The organism is Streptomyces sp. NPDC020983, assembly GCF_044333485.1.
GTDB lineage: Bacteria > Actinomycetota > Actinomycetes > Streptomycetales > Streptomycetaceae > Actinacidiphila.
Window position 1 is genome coordinate 446877 of sequence record NZ_JBIRRA010000005.1, and the last position, 20034, is coordinate 466910.

19 protein-coding genes are annotated in these 20034 nt (G+C 75.6%); 11 read left to right on the forward strand and 8 right to left on the reverse strand.

Annotated features, from left to right (window positions below; genetic code table 11):
* Positions 1–96: 96 nt before the first annotated feature.
* Positions 97–870 (forward strand): uracil-DNA glycosylase, encoded by a 774-nt coding sequence (locus tag ACH4SE_RS13620; RefSeq protein ID WP_398543534.1) that lies wholly within the window; start codon positions 97–99, stop codon positions 868–870.
* Between the two features lie 822 nt (positions 871–1692).
* Here ACH4SE_RS13620 and ACH4SE_RS13625 read toward each other — a convergent pair.
* Together ACH4SE_RS13625 and ACH4SE_RS13630 are read right to left on the reverse strand one after the other, a co-directional pair.
* Positions 1693–2121, reverse strand: coding sequence for a hypothetical protein (locus tag ACH4SE_RS13625; protein WP_398543535.1), 429 nt, complete (start codon positions 2119–2121; stop codon positions 1693–1695).
* Positions 2118–2789, reverse strand: coding sequence for a helix-turn-helix transcriptional regulator (locus ACH4SE_RS13630; protein ID WP_398543536.1), 672 nt, complete (start codon positions 2787–2789; stop codon positions 2118–2120). The genes ACH4SE_RS13625 and ACH4SE_RS13630 overlap by 4 nt, the downstream gene beginning before the upstream one ends.
* Positions 2790–2997: 208 nt before the next feature.
* Here ACH4SE_RS13630 and ACH4SE_RS13635 point away from each other — a divergent pair, with 208 nt between their 5' ends.
* Genes ACH4SE_RS13635 through ACH4SE_RS13650 form a run of 4 tightly spaced genes read left to right on the forward strand, consistent with a single transcriptional unit; the run spans position 2998 to position 5738 of the window.
* A complete protein-coding gene (locus tag ACH4SE_RS13635) occupies positions 2998–3384 on the forward strand; it encodes a cupin domain-containing protein (RefSeq protein WP_398543537.1) in 387 nt (128 codons plus the stop codon).
* A 27-nt stretch (positions 3385–3411) separates the two neighbouring features.
* Complete coding sequence (locus tag ACH4SE_RS13640; protein WP_398543538.1) at positions 3412–3873, forward strand: low molecular weight protein-tyrosine-phosphatase; 462 nt, start codon at positions 3412–3414, stop codon at positions 3871–3873.
* Positions 3870–4724, forward strand: a complete 855-nt coding sequence (locus ACH4SE_RS13645) for a fructosamine kinase family protein (protein WP_398543539.1) — start codon at positions 3870–3872, stop codon at positions 4722–4724. Before ACH4SE_RS13640 ends, ACH4SE_RS13645 begins: the two co-directional genes overlap by 4 nt.
* A 42-nt stretch (positions 4725–4766) precedes the next feature.
* The gene (locus ACH4SE_RS13650; protein WP_398543540.1) at positions 4767–5738 is read left to right on the forward strand and encodes an aldo/keto reductase; all 972 of its coding nucleotides are present in this window, start codon (positions 4767–4769) and stop codon (positions 5736–5738) included.
* A gap of 177 nt (positions 5739–5915) precedes the next feature.
* Here the strand turns inward: ACH4SE_RS13650 and ACH4SE_RS13655 are convergent, their stop codons facing one another.
* The gene (locus ACH4SE_RS13655; RefSeq protein ID WP_398543541.1) at positions 5916–7622 is read right to left on the reverse strand and encodes a purine-cytosine permease family protein; all 1707 of its coding nucleotides are present in this window, start codon (positions 7620–7622) and stop codon (positions 5916–5918) included.
* Between the two features lie 399 nt (positions 7623–8021).
* Positions 8022–9134: a substrate-binding domain-containing protein gene (locus tag ACH4SE_RS13660; RefSeq protein ID WP_398543542.1), complete on the reverse strand. Its 1113-nt coding sequence runs from the start codon at positions 9132–9134 to the stop codon at positions 8022–8024.
* 126 nt (positions 9135–9260) lie between these two features.
* On the opposite strand from ACH4SE_RS13660, the gene ACH4SE_RS13665 reads away from it, so the two are divergent.
* Entirely contained in the window at positions 9261–9725 is a 465-nt protein-coding gene (locus ACH4SE_RS13665; RefSeq protein ID WP_398543543.1) for a MarR family winged helix-turn-helix transcriptional regulator, read from the forward strand.
* A gap of 24 nt (positions 9726–9749) precedes the next feature.
* Here ACH4SE_RS13665 and ACH4SE_RS13670 read toward each other — a convergent pair whose 3' ends face one another.
* Positions 9750–12152 carry a phosphoketolase gene (locus ACH4SE_RS13670; protein WP_398543544.1) on the reverse strand — a complete coding sequence of 801 codons (2403 nt, stop codon included), beginning with the start codon at positions 12150–12152 and terminating at the stop codon, positions 9750–9752.
* A 182-nt stretch (positions 12153–12334) separates the two neighbouring features.
* Here ACH4SE_RS13670 and ACH4SE_RS13675 point away from each other — a divergent pair, with 182 nt between their 5' ends.
* On the forward strand, positions 12335–12841 hold the full coding sequence (locus ACH4SE_RS13675) for a signal peptidase II (protein ID WP_398543545.1): 507 nt from the start codon (positions 12335–12337) through the stop codon (positions 12839–12841).
* A gap of 5 nt (positions 12842–12846) precedes the next feature.
* Here ACH4SE_RS13675 and ACH4SE_RS13680 read toward each other — a convergent pair whose 3' ends face one another.
* From ACH4SE_RS13680 to ACH4SE_RS13690, 3 genes are all read right to left on the reverse strand, one after another.
* Positions 12847–13299: a MarR family winged helix-turn-helix transcriptional regulator gene (locus ACH4SE_RS13680; RefSeq protein ID WP_398543546.1), complete on the reverse strand. Its 453-nt coding sequence runs from the start codon at positions 13297–13299 to the stop codon at positions 12847–12849.
* Positions 13300–13587: 288 nt separating this feature from the next.
* Positions 13588–14058, reverse strand: a complete 471-nt coding sequence (locus ACH4SE_RS13685; protein ID WP_398543547.1) for a DUF6220 domain-containing protein — start codon at positions 14056–14058, stop codon at positions 13588–13590.
* A gap of 174 nt (positions 14059–14232) precedes the next feature.
* Positions 14233–14844 carry a TetR/AcrR family transcriptional regulator gene (locus ACH4SE_RS13690; RefSeq protein WP_398543548.1) on the reverse strand — a complete coding sequence of 204 codons (612 nt, stop codon included), beginning with the start codon at positions 14842–14844 and terminating at the stop codon, positions 14233–14235.
* A 219-nt stretch (positions 14845–15063) separates the two neighbouring features.
* Here ACH4SE_RS13690 and ACH4SE_RS13695 point away from each other — a divergent pair, with 219 nt between their 5' ends.
* The 4 genes from ACH4SE_RS13695 to ACH4SE_RS13710 all read left to right on the forward strand — a co-directional run bounded on the left by ACH4SE_RS13695 (position 15064) and on the right by ACH4SE_RS13710 (position 19671).
* Positions 15064–16983, forward strand: a complete 1920-nt coding sequence (locus ACH4SE_RS13695) for a multicopper oxidase family protein (RefSeq protein WP_398543549.1) — start codon at positions 15064–15066, stop codon at positions 16981–16983.
* A 187-nt stretch (positions 16984–17170) separates the two neighbouring features.
* Positions 17171–17629 carry a nitroreductase/quinone reductase family protein gene (locus ACH4SE_RS13700; protein ID WP_398543550.1) on the forward strand — a complete coding sequence of 153 codons (459 nt, stop codon included), beginning with the start codon at positions 17171–17173 and terminating at the stop codon, positions 17627–17629.
* 495 nt (positions 17630–18124) lie between these two features.
* Positions 18125–18943 (forward strand): DUF4184 family protein, encoded by an 819-nt coding sequence (locus tag ACH4SE_RS13705; protein ID WP_398543551.1) that lies wholly within the window; start codon positions 18125–18127, stop codon positions 18941–18943.
* Positions 18940–19671: a sulfite exporter TauE/SafE family protein gene (locus ACH4SE_RS13710; RefSeq protein ID WP_398543552.1), complete on the forward strand. Its 732-nt coding sequence runs from the start codon at positions 18940–18942 to the stop codon at positions 19669–19671. The genes ACH4SE_RS13705 and ACH4SE_RS13710 overlap by 4 nt, the downstream gene beginning before the upstream one ends.
* Positions 19672–20034 lie beyond the last annotated feature (363 nt).

Here is a 20034-nt window from a genome sequence, read left to right on the forward strand (position 1 = left end):
GTTCGCGCAGCCCGCGCAGGCCCGGCGCCCCGGCAGGGCAGCGCGCGGGCGCCGCGTACGAGGGGACCGGAGACGCACCGAGAGGCGGAGCAGCGGATGGGGCCGAGCGCAGGGCCGGAGGACCCAGGCCACCCGGCCGTGGCGGCGGCCTCCGCCCCGGACGTCGCCGCGCTGGACGCGCGGGTCACCGGCTGCCGGGCGTGCCCGCGGCTCGTGGCATGGCGCGAGGAGGTCGCGCGGGTCAGGCGCCGCGCCTACCACGACCGGACGTACTGGGCGAGACCCGTGCCCGGCTTCGGGCCGCCGGACGCGGCGCTCGCCGTCGTCGGCCTCGCCCCGGCCGCGCACGGCGGGAACCGCACCGGGCGGATGTTCACCGGCGACCCCTCCGGCGACGTCCTCTACGCGGCCCTGCACGCGCTCGGCCTGGCGTCGCAGCCCACCTCCGTCGCGCGGGACGACGGGCTCACCCTGCACGGCGTGCGCATCACCGCTCCCGTGCACTGCGCGCCGCCCGACAACCGGCCCACCACCGCGGAGCGCGACACGTGCCGCCCCTGGCTGGCCCGCGAGATGCGGCTGCTGCGGCCGGGCCTGCGCGCCGCCGTCGTGCTGGGCGGCTTCGGCTGGCAGGCGCTGCTCCCCGTGCTCGCCGACGCGGGCTGGCTGCTGCCGCGCCCGCGCCCCGCCTTCGGCCACGGCGCCCGGGTACGGCTGCGGGCGCAGGACGGTGGCGGGGAACTGCTGCTGTTCGGCTGCTACCACCCGAGCCGGCGCAACATCTCCACCCGAACGGTGACCCCCGCGATGATCCGCGACGTCCTGCACGAGGCGGCACAGGCCGCGGGGCTGGGGACCGGGAACGCGTGAACGCCCGGGGCCGCCGCCCCACCCGTCCGGCCCGGCAAGGACTCGGGGCCCTCGCCCTACGGGGCCGCCCGGGACAGGGCGGGGGCGCGACGCCCGCGCGGTGGACACGACACGGGCCCGGCTCTCCTCGACGCCGAGCGGGCGCCCCGGGCGTCGACGCGACCGGGGACGCGTGAACGCCCGGGGCCGCCGCCCCACCCGTCCGGCCCGGCAAGGACTCGGGGCCCTCGCCCCACGTGGCCGCCCGGGACAGGGCGGGGGGCGCGACGCCCGCGCGGTGGACACGACAGGGGCCCGGCTCTCCTCGACGCCGAGCGGGCGCCCCGGGCGTCGACGCGGTGGTGGACCCTCTCGGCGACGGCGCGCTCGTGGGCTGGGAGCCGAGGCGGTGGTGGACTCGCTCAGCGACCACGAGCCCGCTGCCCCGAGCCCACCGGCTCGCTCCGGGTCGCGCCGCCCGACGACCGGCGACCCTCCGGGCGCACAGGCGCCCGGCCCGCGAGCCCCGCACGGGCCGTGCGACGCAGCGCGCCCGTCGCGGTTCCGTGGTCGCCTTCGCGGGCTTCGGCCTGGCCGCCGGTCGTCGGGCGTCGGGACCCGCGGAGCCGGGTGGGGGGTGGTTCGGTGGTCGGCGCGGTTGCGGTGGTGGGGCTGGTGCCGGGGCCTGCTGGCGTTACGGGCCGGGTGTGGGGCAGCGGTTCAGGGCGCGGCGGGCGTGGGGCCGGCCTGCTGGCGTTACGGGCTGGGTGCGGGCGCAGCGGCTTAGGGCGCGGCGGGCGTGGGGCCGGCCCGCCGTCACGGGCCGGGTGCGGGGGCGGCCGCTCAGGACGTGGCCGCCGCCACGCCCAGGGCGATCAGCAGCGCCACCTTCGCGACCTCGCACGCCACGTACGCGAGGTGGCGGCGGGAGCGCGGGAGGTCCTCGCCGGCCAGGACGCGGTCGGTGCGGGCCGTGAGGCGGCGGCGCACCACGCCCACCTGGACGGCGAGCAGGGCGGTGACGGCCGCTGCGAGTGCGGTGGGGGCGGCGGGGGCACCGCCGGTGGCCAGCGTGGCGAGCACCGCCACCGCGAGGGCCGCCTCGGCGGCGTTGAGCGCGCGGAACACGAGCCGCCCGATCCCCAGTCCGACGGGGACCGTCACACCGGGCGCGCGGAATTTCAGCGGGGTCTCCATGAACGAGATGGCCAGCACCATCCCGAGCCAGACGAAGACGAACGCGTTTGCCGTGGCGGCGGCGCCGGAGCTCATCGGGGCGCTCCTTCCGGGCGGGGCCCCGCGGGGGCCAGACGGGCGAGACAGGAGCCGGGCGCCGCGAAGGGTTCGAGGCGCCCGGCGGTCAGCGGGGCGCCCATGGCGGCGAGCGCCCCGCGCATCAGGCCGAGGTGCACGGAGCAGACCACCTGGCCGTGCTCCTCGGCGAGTTCGAGGAAGGGGCAGTGCCGCAGCCGGATCGCGTCCGGCTCGACGGCGGGCTCGAACCCGAGGTCGGCCAGCAGCGCGGTGAGCCGGGCCGTGGCCGCGGCGGCGGTGGGCGCCGGGGTCTGCCGGGCGCCGGCCAGGGCGCCGCCCCACGCGCGGCCCGCGGCCTCCGCGTCGGCGCGCCCCTGCGTGTCCTTCGCGGCGAGCCCGCCGACGAGGACCTGTGCGAGCAGCCGGTAGCCCCGGGCGCCGCCGCGGTCCATGCCGGGAGCGCCGGTGTAGACGGTACGCGGCCGCCCGCGCCCCTCGGGACGCTGCGTGCGGCGGCTGACGGCGCCCTCGGCGACCAGTGCGTCGAGGTGGAAGCGGACGGTGTTGGCGTGCACGCCGAGCCGCGCGGCCAGCTGCGCGACGCCCTGCGGCTCGGCCGCGGCGCGCACCGCGTCGAGCACGGCCCGCCGCCGCACGCCGCGCGGCCGCTCCTGCGTCCCCGCCATCTCGCCTCCCTCCGCCGGTGCCCCGCAGGGGCGGATCCCCACGGCGCCACGGGCCGCGGCCGGTTCCTCCCGGGGTGCGGCCGGCGACACCCCGTACCGCCGCCACGGCACGGGCGGCTGCGGTGAGCCCCGCGGACCGGGGCCCGGCATTTTTCACGAATGCTACATGTAATAATTCGGGGACTGTCAGCGGCCCAGGGAGGCACAGATGGCGCCACCGTCCGGAGCGGGGGACGAGCGGGCCAGGGTGGTGGGCGACGCCGCCGCGGCGGCCGCGGCCGCGGGGGATCCCGGCGGCGTGCTGTGGAAGCTCAGCGAGCCGGGCCGGCAGCTCGACGCCAACGTCGTGCGGCTCGGGCCCGGCGCGCGGGTCGCCCCGCACGTCGAGCCGGACCTCGACGTCCTCGTCCTCGTGCTCGGCGGCAGTGGTGAACTCGCCGGCGGCGAGGCGCCGCAGGCGCTCGGCGAGGGCTCCCTCGCGTGGCTCCCGCACGGCTCGCACCGCTCCCTGTCGGCCGGGAGCGAGGGCCTGACGTATCTGACCGTCCACCGCCGCCGGCCCGGCATGACCATCGGCCGGAGGCCGCCCGGCTGACGCCGGGCGCCGTCGTAGGCTGGGGCCGTGCACATCTGCTTCGTCTGTACGGGCAACATCTGCCGCTCGCCCTCCGCGGAACTGGTCTTCCGGGAGAAGCTGCGCGAGGCGGGCCTCGCCGACCGGGTGCGGGTCAGCAGCGCCGGGATCGGGGACTGGCACGAGGGCGAGGGCATCGACGAGCGGGCCGGGGAGGCGCTGGCCCGGCAGGGGTACCCCGTCGAGCACGTCGCCGCCCAGGTCGGTACCGGGCACCTGGGCGCGGACCTGCTCGTCGCGATGGACCGCGGTCACGAGAAGGCGCTGCGCGCGCTCGTCGACGACCCGTCACGTGTGCGGCTGCTGCGCTCGTTCGACCCGGACGCGGACGGCACGGACGTACCGGACCCGTACTACGGCGGCCCCGCCGGCTTCGACGCCGTGCTGGTCATGATCGAGGACGCGTCCGCCGGCCTGCTGGAGTGGGTGCGCGAGCACCTGGACGCGTGAGCGCCGCGGCCGCGGCGGTCACCCGGCTCACCGGGCTGCGGGCCACCGCCGAACGCCCGGTGACCGGCTCGCTCGTGGAGGTCGGCGTCGACGGCGGCCGCACCGTGATGGCCAAGCACGCGGCCGCCCCCGGCGCGGTCGCCGCCGAGGCGGCGGGCCTGGAGTGGCTCGCGGCTGCCCGCGCGGTGCGGGTCCCCGCGGTCCGCGGGAGGGACGGGCAGTGGCTGGTGACCGACCACGTCGCGGAGGGCGCGGCGACCCCCGCCGCCGCCGAGCGCTTCGGCCGCGCGCTCGCCGCCCTGCACGCGGCGGGCGCGCCCGCGTTCGGCGCCGCCCCGCCGGGCGGGCCGGCCGAGGCGTACATCGGCGCGGCCCCGATGCGCAACGTGCCCGGCGCCGACTGGCCGCGCTGGTACGCCGAGCACCGCGTCCAGCCGTACCTGCGCGACGCGGTGGACGCCGGGGACCTCGGCGGCGCCGGGGCCGCCGCGGTGGAGCGGGCGTGCGCGCGCCTGCCGGAGATCGCCGGGCCCGCCGAGCCGCCCGCCCGGCTGCACGGCGACCTGTGGAGCGGCAACGTGCTGTGGGGCGCGGACGGCGAGGTACGGCTCATCGACCCGGCGGCGCACGGCGGCCACCGCGAGACGGATCTCGCGATGCTGCGGCTGTTCGGCTGCCCCCACCTGGACCGCGTCCTCGCCGCCTACGGCGAGGCGGCTCCGCTCGCCCCCGGCGCCGAGGCCCGCGTGCCGCTGCACCAGCTCTTCCCGCTGCTGGTCCACACCGTCCTGTTCGGGGCCGGCTACGGCCGGCAGGCGGCCGCCGCGGCCCGCGCGGCACTCGCCGCCTGACACCGCGGCAGGCGCGGCGAGCGGGAACGTAGGCTTCCGGCCATGGACTATGTGAAGCTCGGTACCACCGGACTCGACGTCTCCCGCATCTGCCTGGGCTGCATGAGCTACGGGGTCGCCGACCGCGGCAACCACAGCTGGACCCTCGACGAGGAGGCGAGCCGGCCCTTCGTGCGCCAGGCCGTCGAGGCGGGCATCAACTTCTTCGACACCGCGAACGTCTACTCCGACGGCACCAGCGAGGAGATCGTCGGCCGGGCGCTGCGCGACTTCGCGTCCCGCGACGAGATCGTGCTCGCCACGAAGGTGCACGGCCGGATGCGGCCGGGCCCCAACGGCGGCGGCCTGTCCCGCAAGGCGGTCCTCACCGAGATCGACCACAGCCTGCGCCGGCTCGGCACCGACTACGTGGACCTCTACCAGATCCACCGCTTCGACCCCCACACCCCCGTCGAGGAGACGATGGAGGCGCTGCACGACGTGGTGAAGGCCGGCAAGGCCCGCTACATCGGGGCGAGTTCGATGTACGCCTGGCAGTTCTCCAAGATGCAGTACGCCGCGGAGCGGCACGGCTGGACGCGCTTCGTGAGCATGCAGGACCACTACAACCTGCTCTACCGCGAGGAGGAGCGGGAGATGCTGCCGCTGTGCGCGGACCAGGGCGTCGGCGTCATCCCGTGGAGCCCGCTGGCGCGCGGCCGGCTGACCCGCCCGTGGGACGCGACCAGTGCCCGCAGCGAGACCGACGAGTTCGGCAAGACGCTCTACAGGGAGGGCGACCGGCACATCGTCGAGGCGGTCGCGGCCGTCGCCGCGGACCACGGGGTCAGCCCCGCGCAGGTCGCGCTGGCCTGGCTGCTGCGGCAGCCCGGGGTGACCGCGCCGATCATCGGGGCGACGAAGCAGCAGCACCTCACCGACGCGGTCGCGGCGGTCGGGGTGGAGCTGAGCGACGACGACTGCCGCCGGCTGGAGGAGCACTACAGCCCGCGGGGCATCGCCGGCCACGCGTAGGGCGGACGCGACGCGGGGGGCGGCCCGGCCGGACCGCCCCCCTGTCACGAGCGCGCCCCCTCGCCGGGGCGCCGGGCCACCTGGCCGCCACGGCGGCCGGAGCGGCGGGGTGCTCCGGCCGGCCCGGGCCCCGTCACGTGCTCGACGCAGGGGAGCCGCGGGGGCCGTGGCGTGGCGTCAGCCGCTCGCCCGTGCGGGCATCCCGAGGTCGACCGGCCCGGCGCGGCGCCCGGCGGGCTTGCACATGTCGTGGCAGTCCTTCTCCAGGCTGCAGCACAGCGAGCACACCGCCCCGGCGTGGAAGGGACAGCCGGCGACGTCCGGGCGCTCGAAGTCCTCCGCGCACACCGAGCAGGTCAGCGTCGCCGCCGACAGCAGCCCGTCCTCGGTGAAGAGCGGTTCGGGCTGGTCGTCGACCCGCGCGATGTAGTAGCGGCCCCTGGTCGCCACCGCGAGCAGCGGCGACAGCACCAGGGCGACCAGCAGCGCGATGAACGGCGAGAACGCCTTGGCGTACGCCCCGAAGGCGTGGAAGTAGGCGGCGATGGAGACGCCGGAGGCCACCAGCATCGAACCGAAGCCCACCGGGTTGAAGTTGTACAGGTGCGCGCGCTTGAACTCGATGTAGGAGGGGCTGAGCTTCAGCGGCTTGTTGATCACCAGGTCGGCGACCACCGCGCCGATCCACGCGATGGCCACGTTCGAGTAGAAGCCCAGCACGGTGTTGAGGAAGCCGAACACGCCGCCCTCCATCAGCGCGAGCGCGATGCCGACGTTGAGGAAGATGTAGACGACCCGGCCCGGGTGGCGGTGCGTGAGCCGGGAGAAGAAGTTGGACCAGGACAGCGACCCGGAGTAGGCGTTGGTCGTGTTGATCTTGACCTGCGAGAGGATCACGAAGAAGGTCGCCAGCCCCAGCGCCACCGGCGCGGCGAAGGTGTGGATGCCCGACACGAACTGCTGGATCGGCTCGTTCGCCTTGCTCAGACCGACGTGCCCGGCGATGTAGAAGGCGAGGAAGGCGCCCCCGATCTGCTTGGCCGCGCCCAGCACCACCCAGCCCGGCCCCGCGGCCAGCACGGCACTCCACCAGCGGCGGGCGTTGCCGGGCGTCTTGTCCGGCATGAAGCGCAGGTAGTCGACCTGCTCGCCGATCTGCGCGATGAGCGACAGCGCCACCCCGGCGCCCGCGCCCACCCCGAGCAGGCTGACCGACGAACCGGTCGGCGAGTTCCCGGCGAAGTGCGTGAACCGGGAGAAGGCGTGCGGGTCCTGGACCGCGATCGACACGAAGGGCGCGACCATCAGCACCAGCCACACCGGCTGCGTCCACACCTGCATCTTCGACAGCGCGGTCATCCCGTAGAAGACCAGCGGCAGGATGATCAGCGCGCAGATCAGGTAGCCGGCGGCCAGCGGGATGTGCAGGCCCAGGTCGAGTGCCTGGGCCATGATCGAGCCTTCGAGGGCGAAGAAGATGAAGGTGAAACTCGCGTAGATGACGGACGTCAGCGTCGAGCCGAGGTAGCCGAATCCGGCGCCCCGGGTCAGCAGGTCCATGTCGATGGAGTAGCGGGCCGAGTAGTAGGAGATCGGAATTCCGGTGAGGAATATGGTGACCGCGGCGGCGAGGATCGCCAGCAGCGCGCTGCCGAATCCGTGCGATATCGCGATGGAGCCGCCGATGGCGAAGTCGGCGAGGTAGGCGATGCCGCCGAGCGCGGTGGTGGCCACCACGTAGGGGGACCAGCGGCGGAAGGACTTCGGCGCGTAGCGCAGCGAGTAGTCCTCCAGCGTGGTGTTCCTCGCCCAGTTGCTGTACCGGCGGGTCCTGGTGCCGGTGGCGCCGCCGGGGGGCGCGGAGGTGTCGACCGTGTCCGTCACGAGAACTCCCCTTTTTCACGTCCGCGGGTCGTGGTGCCGCCGCTCGGACGTGGGGCCCGGCGGCGTTGGAAGAGTCCCGCCCGCGTGTTTCCCGGCGATGTCCGGTTCTTTAAAAGGGGTGACCGGAAAGGGATATGCGTGACGCGCGTAGAAAGAAAGGCAGGGAAAAGATGGGGGAGTTCTTTTGCCGCGCGGCGGGGCGCGCATTTCTGCCGCGGGCCCGGCGGATGCGGGGGCGCGGGCCGCCGCGGGGGCGGGAGCGCCCCGGTGCCGTCACGGACGGTCCCCCGGGGGCAGATGCTTCCCGCAGAAACTATTTCCTGCGGAAGGTACTGTCAATCCCCGTCTCGCGCCGGGCGGTTGGGAACCGTCCCGGCACCGTGCGCGGGGGAGGAGGGGTCACAGCTGCGAGAGGACCGCGAAGTCGAAGGTGTCCGCCCGGGCCAGGTAGAGGGGCTGGTCGAGATGGCTGCCCCGCAGCCGCAGCGCGCCGCGCGGGCCCTCGTAGCCGACCGACTGCCGTACCGCGTGCATCGCCCGGACGTCGCAGCTCCCCGCCCGCGCGGCGAGCGCCCCCAGCAGCCGCAGCCCCTCGTAGCAGGACTCGCCGAGACTGCCCACCACCGGGGCGTCCAGCCCGAAGCGTCCGGCCAGCCGCCCGGTGAAGTCCAGCGAGGGCGCGGTGGCCAGCGACGCGAAGTAGCCCGCCGCCGCCCACAGGCCCGCCGTCCCCTCGGTGCCGCTGGCCAGCAGGATGTTCTCGTCCATGTGGGTGCTCAGCCGCTGGCAGCGGGACGGCAGCCCCCGGGCGGCGAAAGCCCGGTTGAAGCCGGCCGCGTCCGCGCCCACCAGCAGCATCAGGACCGCGTCCGCCTCCGCGCGCTCGATCCGACGGAGCACCGGGCCGAAGTCGGCGGTGCCCAGCGGCAGCAGCGCCTCGCCCACCGCGCGCCCGCCGCAGGCCCGCGCGTACCGCCGGGCCGCCGCCGCCGTGACGCGCGGCCACACGTAGTCGTTGCCGACCGTGAACCAGCGCCGTACCCCCGTGGCCTCCGCCAGCAGCCGCATCGCCGGGCCCAGCTGACGGCGGTCGCTCTCGCCGGTCAGGAAGACGCCCGGGGTGCGCTCGCCGCCCTCGTACTGCGCGGTGTACACGTACGGCACCAGGTGCGCGACGCGCGGGGCCAGCTGCCTTCGCACCGCCGAGATGTGCCAGCCGACCACCGCCTCGACCGCCCCCAGCCGCACCAGTGCCTCGACCTCGGCCGCCACCTCCCGCGGCGGCCCCGCACCGTCCACCGGGACCAGCCGCACCGGCCGGCCCGCGACCCCGCCGGCGGCGTTCAGCTCCTCCGCGGCGAGCTGCGCGGCCAGCTCGCAGGACGGTCCGAGGATGCCGCCCGGCCCGTGCAGCGGCACCACCAGGGCCACCGCCAGCGGCCGGTCCCGGTCACGCGCGGCCGCCCCGGCGTGGAAAGACGCGGTCCGGAGGCTGCGGGCCGAGGGGAGCATGCGGCCACCTCCGGTGGGGGCAAGGGCGCGGCGGACGGCGTGTCAGGGACGGACCCGGTCCCGGCACCCTTGCGGAGACCTCCTAGTGTGGCCGAACAGTAGCCGCGGGAAAGGACACCGGCAAACATGCCCTCGCAGCCGCACCCCGGACGCGACCTCGCGCTCGTCCTCAGCCGTGCCGAACGGCGTGTCGTGGCACGGCAGGCCCGGCTGCTCGCCGACGAGGGCTGCTCGGTCGAGCAGTGGCGGGTGCTCAGCGCGGTCGCCGGGTCCGGCGGGCTGCCCATGTCGGAGATCGCGGACCACGCGCTGATGCCGGCGCCGAGCCTGACCAAGCTGGTCGACCGGATGGTCGCCGACAACCTGGTCCACCGCCGGGCGGACCCGGGCGACCGGCGCCGGGTGCTGCTGCACCTGGCCCCGCGCGGCCGGGCGCTGTACGAGCGCGCGGCCGCGCGGGTCGCCGCCGATCACGCAGGGCTGCTGGAAGCCCTCGGCGACACGGGGGGGCTGGCCGCGGCCCTGGCCGCGCTCGCGGATCTCGCCGGGCGGCCGGACACCCCCGCCGGCCGGGCGCGCGCCGCGCGCTGACCGGCCGGCAGCGGCGCCGGACGGTCAGCCCTGCCAGCTCCAGTCGGCGACTTCGGGCAGGTCGGTGCCGTGCTCGCGGATCCAGGCGTGGTGGCGCAGCCGGGTGTCCTCCATGAGCTGCCGGACGGGGGCGGCGGTGACGGCGAGGCCGGGGACGCGGTCGATGACGTCCATGACCAGGCGGTAGCGGTCGAGGTCGTTGCGGACGACCATGTCGAAGGGTGTGGTGGTGGTGCCGATCTCCTTGTAGCCGCGGACGTGCAGGTTGGTGTGGCCGCGGCGGCGGTAGGCGAGGCGGTGGATCAGCCACGGGTAGCCGTGGTAGGCGAAGATCACCGGTTTGTCGGGGGTGAACAGGGCGTCGTACTCCGCGTCCGGCATGCCGTGCGGGTGCTCCTCCCGGGGCAGCAGCCGTGCGAGGTCCACGACGTTGACGACGCGTACGGCCAGCTGCGGCAGGTGGTGCCGCAGCAGCTGGGCCGCGGCCAGCACCTCCAGGGTGGGGACGTCGCCCGCGCACGCCAGCACCACGTCGGGCCCGCGCCGGACGTCCTCGTTGCCCGCCCACTCCCACAGGCCCGCACCGCGTGCGCAGTGCGCGATCGCGGCGTCCATCGGCAGCCAGTCGAAGGACGGCTGCTTGCCCGCGACCACCACGTTGACGTAGTCGCGGGAGGCGAGCACGTGGTCGGCGACGGAGAGCAGGGTGTTGGTGTCCGGCGGCAGGTAGACGCGGACGACTTCGGGGGCCTTGTTGAGCACGTGGTCGACGAAGCCGGGGTCCTGGTGGGAGAAGCCGTTGTGGTCCTGCCGCCACACGTGCGAGGTGAGCAGGTAGTTCAGGGAGGCGACGGGGCGGCGCCAGTGCAGGGTGCGGGTGGTGCGCAGCCACTTGATGTGCTGGTTGACCATGGAGTCGACGATGTGCACGAAGGCCTCGTAGCAGGAGAACAGGCCGTGCCGCCCGGTGAGCAGGTAGCCCTCCAGCCAGCCCTGGCAGGTGTGTTCGGAGAGGATCTCCATGACCCTGCCGTGCCGGTCCAGATCCTCGTCCACCTCCAGCGTTCCGGCCTGCCACGCCTTGCCGGTCGCCTGGTAGACGGCCTGCAGCCGGTTGGACGCCGTCTCGTCGGGCCCCACGATCCGGAAGTCCCGGCGTCCGGTGGTCGCGGCCATGACGTGTTCCAGGAGATCGCCCAGGACGCGGGTGGGTTCGTGCAGGCTGACGCCGGGTTTGTCGACGGGGACGGCGAAGCGGTCCAGCGGCGGCAGTGGCAGGTCGCGCAGGAGCAGGCCGCCGTTGGTGTGCGGGTTGGCGCCGAGCCGCCGCTCACCGTCGGGGACGCACTCCAGGACCTGCGGGCGCGGGCGGCCGTCCTCGTCGAACAGCTCGGCCGGGCGGTAGGAGCGCAGCCATTCCTCCAGCTGCCGCAGGTGCTGCGGGTTGTCGCGCACTTCGGGCAGCGGGACCTGGTGGGCGCGCCAGGTTCCTTCCACGGGCAGGCCGTCGACCTCGGCGGGCCCGGTCCATCCCTTGGGGGTGCGCAGCACGATGACCGGCCAGCGGGGCCGCTGGGTGGAGCCCTGTTCCCGGGCGGCCTGCTGGTAGGCGGCGATGCGGTCCAGGGCGGTGTCCATCGCCGCGGCCATCGCGCGGTGCACCTGGGCGGGGTCGTCGCCGGTGACGTGCAGCGGATCGTGGCCGTAGCCGCGCAGCAGGTCGTCGAGCTCGGACTGCGGGAGCCGGGACAGGACGGTCGGGTTGGCGATCTTGTAGCCGTTCAGGTGCAGGATCGGCAGGACGGCCCCGTCGTGGACGGGGTCGAGGAACTTGTTGGAGTGCCAGGACGCGGCCAGCGGTCCCGTCTCGGCCTCGCCGTCGCCGATGACGCACGCGACGAGCAGGCCGGGGTTGTCCAGTGCGGCGCCGTAGGCGTGGGAGAGGGAGTAGCCCAGCTCGCCGCCCTCGTGGATGGAGCCCGGTGTCTCGGGCGCGACGTGCGAGGGCACCCCGCCGGGGAAGGAGAACTGCCGGAACAGCCGGCCCATCCCCACCGCGTCCCGGCTGACGTCCGGGTAGGTCTCGCTGTAGCTGCCCTCCAGCCAGGAGTTCGCCAGCACCGCCGGCCCCCCGTGCCCGGGGCCCCACACGCAGATCGCGTCCAGACCACGCGCCCTGACCACCCGGTTGAGGTGGGTGTGCACCAGGTTCAGCCCCGGCGAGGTGCCCCAGTGACCCAGCAGCCGCGGCTTGACGTGCTCCGGACGCAGCGGCTCGGTCAGCAGCGGATTGGCCATCAGGTAGATCTGGCCGACCGCGAGATAGTTCGCCGCACGCCAGTGGGCGTCCAGGGACCGCAGCTCGTCGTCGGGCAGGTCCGGGCCGGCGAGCGTGGGGGGCGTCGCGGGTTCGGATGCGTCGGGCATGCTGGCCTCCAGCCGGCGAGGGGTCGTCCCGCAAGCCTTCCCGCCCCCGGCGCCGGGCAACGGGGCCGTTCGGGGGGGATGTCCGCGAGGTGCCTTGCGGGACGGGCCCGGGACGGCCGCGGGGGACCGCGCGCCGCAGGCGTAGGCTCGTGGGCGGGCGACGACGACGCGGGAGGCTGCCGGTGCCGGGTTGGGGTGTGGCGCAGCGCGCGCTGTGGATCACGGCGGCGGCCGGGTTCGCCGTCGACCAGTCCACCAAGGCGGTCGCGGCGGAGCTGGTGGAGGGCCACCAGCCCAGCCATGTGCTGGGCGGGCTGGTCACCTTCACGGCCTACCGCAACTCGGGGGCCGCGGGCTCCTTCGCGCCCCGCGCGACGCTGCTGTTCACGCTGCTGGCGGTCTGCGTGCTGGTGTTCATCGCCCGCAAGGCGCCGGAGGTACGCTCCACCGGCTGGGCCGTCGGCCTCGGGCTGGTCTTCGCGGGCGCGGGCGGCAACCTCGCCGACCGGCTCTTCCGCACCCCCGCCTTCGGGCGCGGGGCGGTGCTGGACTTCATCCAGGTCGGCCACGGCGGCATCTTCAACCTGGGCGACCAGTGCGTGACGGCGGGCGTCGTCCTGGTCATGGTGCAGCTGGTACGGGGCGTCCCGCTCACGTCACCGGTCCCCGTCCCCGAGGCGCGCGCCTGACCGCCTCAGCCGGCCGCCTCGCCCTCGAACTCCGCTGACATGACGCGTACCAGCGCGGGCAGCCCGACGGCCAGGGCACGCTGCTCCTCCGGGGACAGCGCGGCGAGCCAGCGTTCGTGGCGCAGCCGCATCGCCTCGGCGATCTCGACGGCGACCCGGCGGCCGGCCCCGGTCAGCACCACCTTCTGGAAGCGCCGGTTGCTGGGATCGCGGGCGCGCTCGACCCATCCCTTGCCCGTCATGCCGGCCACCAGCCGGCTCACGGTGCTCTTCTCCAGGCCCAGATACGAGCCGAGTTCGTGCTGCACGCACGGTCCGGCGGACAGGTAGCCGAGGGCGAGCGACTCCGAGAGCGAGGCCCCGAGCCCCGGCACCGCCCGCGACGGGTCCAGCACACCGCGTTGCCTGAGCAGGCCGTCGATAGCCATCTCCAGGACATGGTGCGGTCCGGCGTGCATTACCACCTCCGTGGGCTGCGAGGGACAACCCCTGATCGGCGCGCCGCCGCGACGGCAGGTGCCGCCGCGGAAGCGGTTGTTCTGTACAACTCAGTGATCCGTTCATGATATCCGACCCGGACGCCCCCGGGCCGGGCGAGTTCACCGTACTGAAGGCGGGCCGTTTCGACGACCCGCGGGAGGAGCCGCCATTCGCCGGAGGTGCGGCGGGAAAGCAGCGGTGGCCGTCTCCTCTGACAGGTGAGGAGACGGCCACCGGACAAGGGGACGCCGTGGGCGGTGCGGGTGTCAGCCGACCGGATCGGCCGCCGACCCGGAGCCGGTGCCCGGGGCCGCGGGCTCGGCGGCGGGCACCGGCTCGGCGCCGGACTTCATCAGGGCCCGGGCGCCGTCGAAAGCGGCGCGGGCGACCAGCAGGATGATCAGGCCGTTGATCACGTGGAAGCCCATGATGGCGGTGCCCATGTGGCTGCTCCGGTCGTCGTCCCGGCCGCCCACGGTGTTGATGAGCACCTGCACGGGCACCAGCAGCGCGATCAGGAAGGTGGTGCCGATCAGCTTGCGGGGCACCTTGGCCAGCGCGCCGACGACGGTGGCGACCACGGCCAGCGGCAGGATGACCATCTCCCCGTTCACCTTGTGCGCGTCGAAGGTGCTGTCCGTCTGCGGCTTGGTGAAGACGGCGACGCCGGCGAGGTAGAACTGCACGCCTATCGCTACGAGCAGCAGGACACACAGGACGAGGAAGACCTTGCGCATGGCGGGGCGTCCTTTCGGAAAGCGGGCATGCCGGAATCCGGCCGTGACGGAACGACACCGGCTAACTCTGTCTGCGCGTCAAGGGTAGCGACCGCCGGCCGGCCGCACCGGGACCCGGGGGGAAGTAGGGGTTGTCCCGGAATCCGTGCAGCGTAAGGCCGTTGGGCGGCCGGCCTACGGCGTGGCGCCCGCGGTCATCAGCGACAGGATCGTCCTGCTCGCCAGGTCGCCGGCCGCGCCCGGCTCCAGGCGGCCCTCGGCGACCTCCTCCGCGGCCAGGTGCATCAGCGTGTAGACGCTCGCCACGAGCCAGTCGGCCGGCAGGTCGGTACGGAAGTCGCCGCTCTCCCGGCCGCGCCGCACCAGCCGCCCGATCGTGCCGAGGACCGTCCCGGCGTAGCCGCGCAGCCGCTCGGGCGGCAGCGTGGTGGAGGCCACCCGGTAGAGGTTGCGGTGCCGCTCCAGGACCTGCCACGAGGAGCCGATCAGCTGCCCGAGCACCTCGCGCGGCGGGCCGTCGTCCAGCGGGAGCAGCCCGATCGTGTCGAGGGTCTGCGCGAAGGCCCGTTCGAGGGCCGCGTCGACCAGTGCCTCCCGGGTGGGGAAGTGCGTGTAGAGCGTCACCCGGCTCACCCCCGCGGTGCGGGCGATGGCCGACATGTTGACGTTCCCGTCGACCGGGACGCACGCGAGCGCGGCGTCCAGGATGGCGGTGATGCTCCGCTCGGCGTCGGAGCGGCGGCGCCGTCCCGCCTCGCCGCCGCGGCCCGCGGAGTCGTCGTCCATGGCGGTCAGGATATCCGCGCGTCCGCCCGCCGCCGGGCGCGGTGACGGGACGCCGGCCGGTACGGGGGCCCGGCGCGCGTGCTTTGACAGCATGTTAGATTTATGGGGCTGTCGGCGGGGACGGCCGGGCGGAGCCCCGCGTCTCCGTACCCCCGGAGCGGTGCGGCCTGCGCACGTTCATCCACCGGACGCGAGACAGGGACGACGAGGACACCGCCCGTGACTGCTGACCTGATCACCCTCGACCTGATCGCCGTCGCGCTCACCGCGGCGGCCTGGCTCGCGGCGGGCGCCACCGCCGTCTCCCGCAAGGCGCCGGTCGCCGCCGGCCTCACCGGCCTCGGCCTGCTGCTGACCGTGCTGCGCGTGGTGCTCGTCGTGCTGCTCGGTACGGGTGGCGGCTGGTGGTTCGTGCAGGAGAAGGTGCTGCTCGAACTTCCGCTGCAGGCAGCCACGGCAGCGCTCGCCGCGGTCGTCGCCACCCGGCGGCTGCTCCGGCCCGCCCTCGCCCGCGGCGCCCTGGAGGGCGACACCGCGCCGGTGGCCGTACCGCTCTTCGCCGCCGGGATCGCGGCCCTCGCGGGCCTGGTGGTGACACTGCTGATCGGCTACCCGGTCACCGCGGCCGTCGCGCTGGTCACCGTCGCGCTGGTGGCGCTGCTCGCGCTGGCCGCCTGGTGGGTGCTGGACGGGCGGCCGCGCGGCGTCGTGCTCGGCGCCGGGGGAGTGGCCTTCGTGGTCGGCGTGGCCGGCGCGCTGACCACCTTCGCCGGCACCCCGGCGACCGACGCCGGAGGCGGCCCCGCGATCGTGTACCCGCCGGCCAAGGGCGTCTCCGTGGCCACCCTCACCGGCCCCACGGCCCCCCGACCCGGCGGCGCCGTCCGCCGCTACAGCCTCCGGGCCCGCACCGCGACCGTCACGCTGGCCTCCGGCCGCAAGGTCGCCGCCTGGACCTTCGACGGCACCGTGCCCGGCCCGCCGATCACCGCCGTGCAGGGCGACCTGGTCGAGGTCACCCTGCACAACGTCGACATATCCGCGGGGGTGTCGATCCACTGGCACGGCTACGACGTCCCGTCCGCCGAGGACGGCGCGGTCGGCCTCACCCAGGACTCCGTCACCCCCGGGCACAGCTTCACCTACCGCTTCCTCGCCGACCAGGCGGGCACGTACTGGTACCACACCCACCAGGACTCCAACCAGGGCGTGCAGAAAGGCCTCTTCGGCTCGCTCGTCGTCACCCCGCGGCCCGCCCGGGGCCGGGCCGCGACCGCGCCCGCCGACATCGCCGTCCCCGTGCACACCTTCGACGGGATCACCGCGGTCGGCGACCACGACACCCTCGACACCCGGCAGGTCGCGCCCGGCAGGCCGGTGCTGCTGCGGCTGATCAACACCGACAACGTCACCCACCGCTTCACCCTGGCCGGCGCCCCCTTCACCCTCGCCGCGGTCGACGGCAACGACGTCGACGGGCCCGGCACCCTGACACGGACCGCACTCAGCCTCGCCGCGGGCGGCCGCTACGACCTGCGGCTGACGATGCCGTCCGGTTCCGTCGCGCTGCTGGCCGACGACGACCGGGCGCACGGCCTGCGCCTGCTCCCGGGCGCAGGCAGGCCCGCGGCGGCGCCGGACACCGCCGCCTGGCCCGTACTGGACCTGCTCTCCTACGGCCGCCCCGCCGCCCGCCCCACCGCGCCGGGCCCCTTCGACCGCCGCTTCACCCTCGTCCTGGACCGCGGCCTGTCCCTGTCCGGACCGGTCAAGGGCCGCGACTGGACGGTCAACGGGCACGCCTTCCCCGACGTGCCGGCCCTGGTGGTGCGCAAGGGCGACCGGGTGGAGATGACCGTGGTCAACCGCAGCCTGGCCACCCACCCCTGGCATCTGCACGGCCACTCGGTCCGTGTCCTGTCCCGTGACGGCCACGCGGTGACCGGCAGCCCGCTGACCATGGACACCTTCGACGTCAGGCCGGGCGAGGTGTGGAAGGTCGCCTTCACCGCGGACAACCCGGGCCTGTGGATGGTCCACTGCCACAACCTGGTGCACGCCTCGCAGGGCATGTCGCTGACGCTGGCCTACGAGGGCGTCAGCGACCCGTACGACATGGCGGGCATGCACGGCGACTGACGGCGGGGCGACCGCGGCGGCCCGGGCCCGCCTCGCCGGCCGGGCACCGGACGTCCTTCGCCCGCCCCGGTGACGACCGGCGGCGGCGCGCCGGCCGTCACGGGGGCGGCCGGGGCGCCCGAACGGCCCCGGCCGGACGCCGGGGTACGGCATCCCGTCAGACCCGCCGCGTGGCAGGATGCCCGCCATGACGAAGCGCAGCGCGATCCGCACGAAGGACCGGTTCCGCAACCGGGTGGTCGTCCTCTTCCACCGTGCCGGGCTGCCCTTCGGCCCGATGCAGCTGCTGACGGTCCCCGGCCGCACGACGGGCATCGCGCGCACCACTCCGGTCGCGCCGGTGACGATCCACGGCGCCACGTACATCTGCCAGGCGTATCCGCACGCGGACTGGGTGAAGAACGCCCGCGCGGCCGGCCGCGGCACGCTCACCCGCGGGCGCGCGGGCCGGGAGGTCGACCTCGTCGAGGTGCCACTCGCCGAGCGCGGGACCGTCCTGCGGGAGTTCCCGGCGCAGAACCCGCGCGGCGTCGGCGCCTTCCTGCGCAACGGGCTGGTCGCCGAGCCCACCGGCGAGGCGTTCGCCGCGGCGGCGCCGGACGTACCGGTGTTCCGCGTCGTCGCCCGGGACCGGCAGCGCGGCTGAGCGAACACCCCCCCGCGCCGGGGACCGGTCGCGGTGCGGTCGGAGGAGCGGCGAGACCATCGGCGACGCAGCCGGTCTCCTCGCCCGCCGCGGCCACCCGGTCCGCGCTGCCCGGCGGACCGCGGCCACCCGGTCCGCGCTGCCCGGCGGCGCCCGCATCCCCACGTACGGCACCGGCGGCTGCCCGCATCCGGCGTCCACAGCGACAACGCGGCTGCCCCCACCCCGTCCCGCCGCCCGTTCGGCGACCGGCGCGAGCACGCCACCCGGCCCGCGACCGTCGTGGGCCCGCGGGTCACCCACGCTGTGCGCCGCACGCAAGTGCCCCGCGACCGGCCGCGCCTGCGGGCTCCCTCCTCGGCGACGGCGTGCCGACCGCCCCCACCGGGCCGCAGGCCCGCCCACCGTGACACCGCGTCGGCGGGTGGCCCGGACGGGGGCACCCCGCGGGGCGGCCCAACCAAGGCCGCCGGTGGCGGGAGGCAGAATGGCGGGATGCCGTTCACCCTGAGCCACCCCGCCGCCGTGCTCCCGCTGCTGCCCGGTGGGCGGCCCCGCGGCCCGCTGGTGGCCTCGGCGCTGGTCGCCGGGTCGCTCGCGCCCGATGTCCCCTACTTCACCGAGTCGCTGGTGCACGGCACCTTCGGCTACGGGGAATTCACCCACAGCCTGCTCGGCATCCCCACCGCGGACGTCGCCGTCGCCGCACTGCTGGCCGCCGGATGGCACTGGCTCCTGCGCGAGCCGCTGCTCGCGCTGCTGCCGGACCGCTGGGCCGCCGCCGCCGGTACGCTCACGGCCCCCACCGGGCGCAGCCGCGGCGCCGCGGGCGCCGGCTGGTTCGCGCTCTCCGCCGCCGCGGGCGCGGCCACCCACGTGGCCTGGGACGCCTTCACCCACGGCGGCCGGGTGGGCGTACGGCTGCTGCCGGTGCTGGACCGCACGGTGCTGGGGCATCCGCTGTACTACGACCTCCAGTTCTCCACATCCGTGCTGGGCCTCGGCGCGATCGGCTGGTACGGCGCCCGTACCCTGCGGGCCGCCGCCGGGCCGCAGCCCGCCGGCCGGGGGGCGCGCCGGCTGCGGCTGTCCCGGCGGACGAAGGCGGCGGCCACCGTGGTGATCGGTGCGGCCGCGGCGGCGGGGGTCGCGGCGCGGCTGGCGGGCTGGGACGGGCCGCCGCTGCGCGACGCGACCGTCTTCGACCTGATCCCGGCCGTCGCCTTCGGCGGCGGCGCGGGCGCCGCCGTGGGCCTGGCCGGTTACGCCGCGGTCGCCCGGGCCGCGCTGGCCCGTCGCAGCAGCGCGTCGTGAACGGCACGGCCGACGCGCTCGCGCTGGCCGGGACGGTCCTCGCCGGGTCAACCGTCCAGCGCATGACCGGAATGGGCTTCGCGCTGGTCGCCGTCCCGTCCCTGGTCCTGCTGGTGGGGCCCGCCGAGGGTGTGGGCCTGTCCAACTGCGCCGCACTGGCGATCAGCGCGGTGGGCCTGGCCGACACCTGGCGCCAGGTGCGGCTGAGGGCGATGGCGCCGCTCGTCGCCGCGGCGGCGTGCACCGTGCCGGCCGGTGCATGGGCGCTCGGCCACGTGCCCGAACCGGGCCTGCTCACCGGGATGGGGCTGCTGGTGGTGCTCGCCGTCGCGGTGGTCGCCTGCGGGGTGCGGGTGCCGGCGCTGCGCGGCCGCGGGGGAGCCGTCACCGCGGGCGCGGCGAGCGGCTTCATGAACGCCTCCGCCGGGGTCGGCGGACCCGCGGTGTCGCTCTACGCGGTCAACGCCGAGTGGTCGGTCGCGGAGTTCGTGCCCAACGCGCAGTTCTACGGCGTGCTGGTCAACGCCTTCTCGATCGCCGCGAAGGGCGGTGTTCCCCAGCTGGCGCCGCCGGTGTGGGCACTGGCCGCCACCGGCATGGCGGTCGGCACCCTGGCCGGCCGGATCCTCGCGGGGCGCGTCCCGGAACGCTGGGCCCGCGTGGTGATCCTCACCCTGGCCCTGGCGGGCGGCGTGACGACCACGGCCAAGGGCCTCTGGTCGATGTGACGCCCTGACACCGGGGCCGCGGGCCCCCGGGCCCGGTCGCCCGGCGGGTCTTCGCCGCCGCGCTGCCGTACCGGCGGGGCGGGGATCCGGCCGGCCCTCCTGCCGGTGCGTGCCCGCGCGGGCCGGGGCGCCCCAACGGCCGGTCGCCCGGCCGGTATCGGGTCCCGGTTCCCGGCCGCGCGGCCCCCGGCGTCCGGTCCGGCGGGAGCCGGTGCCGGCGTCCGGGCGGCGCCGCGCCCGCACGGCCGTACGGCTGTCTCCGCCGCCCGTGCGCGGATTCGTCCAGGTGGCGGGGCAACCCGGTGGCGGGGCCGGATGGTTGCTCAGGGTATGGCCAGTGATTCTCGTACGGCGACGGTGGAC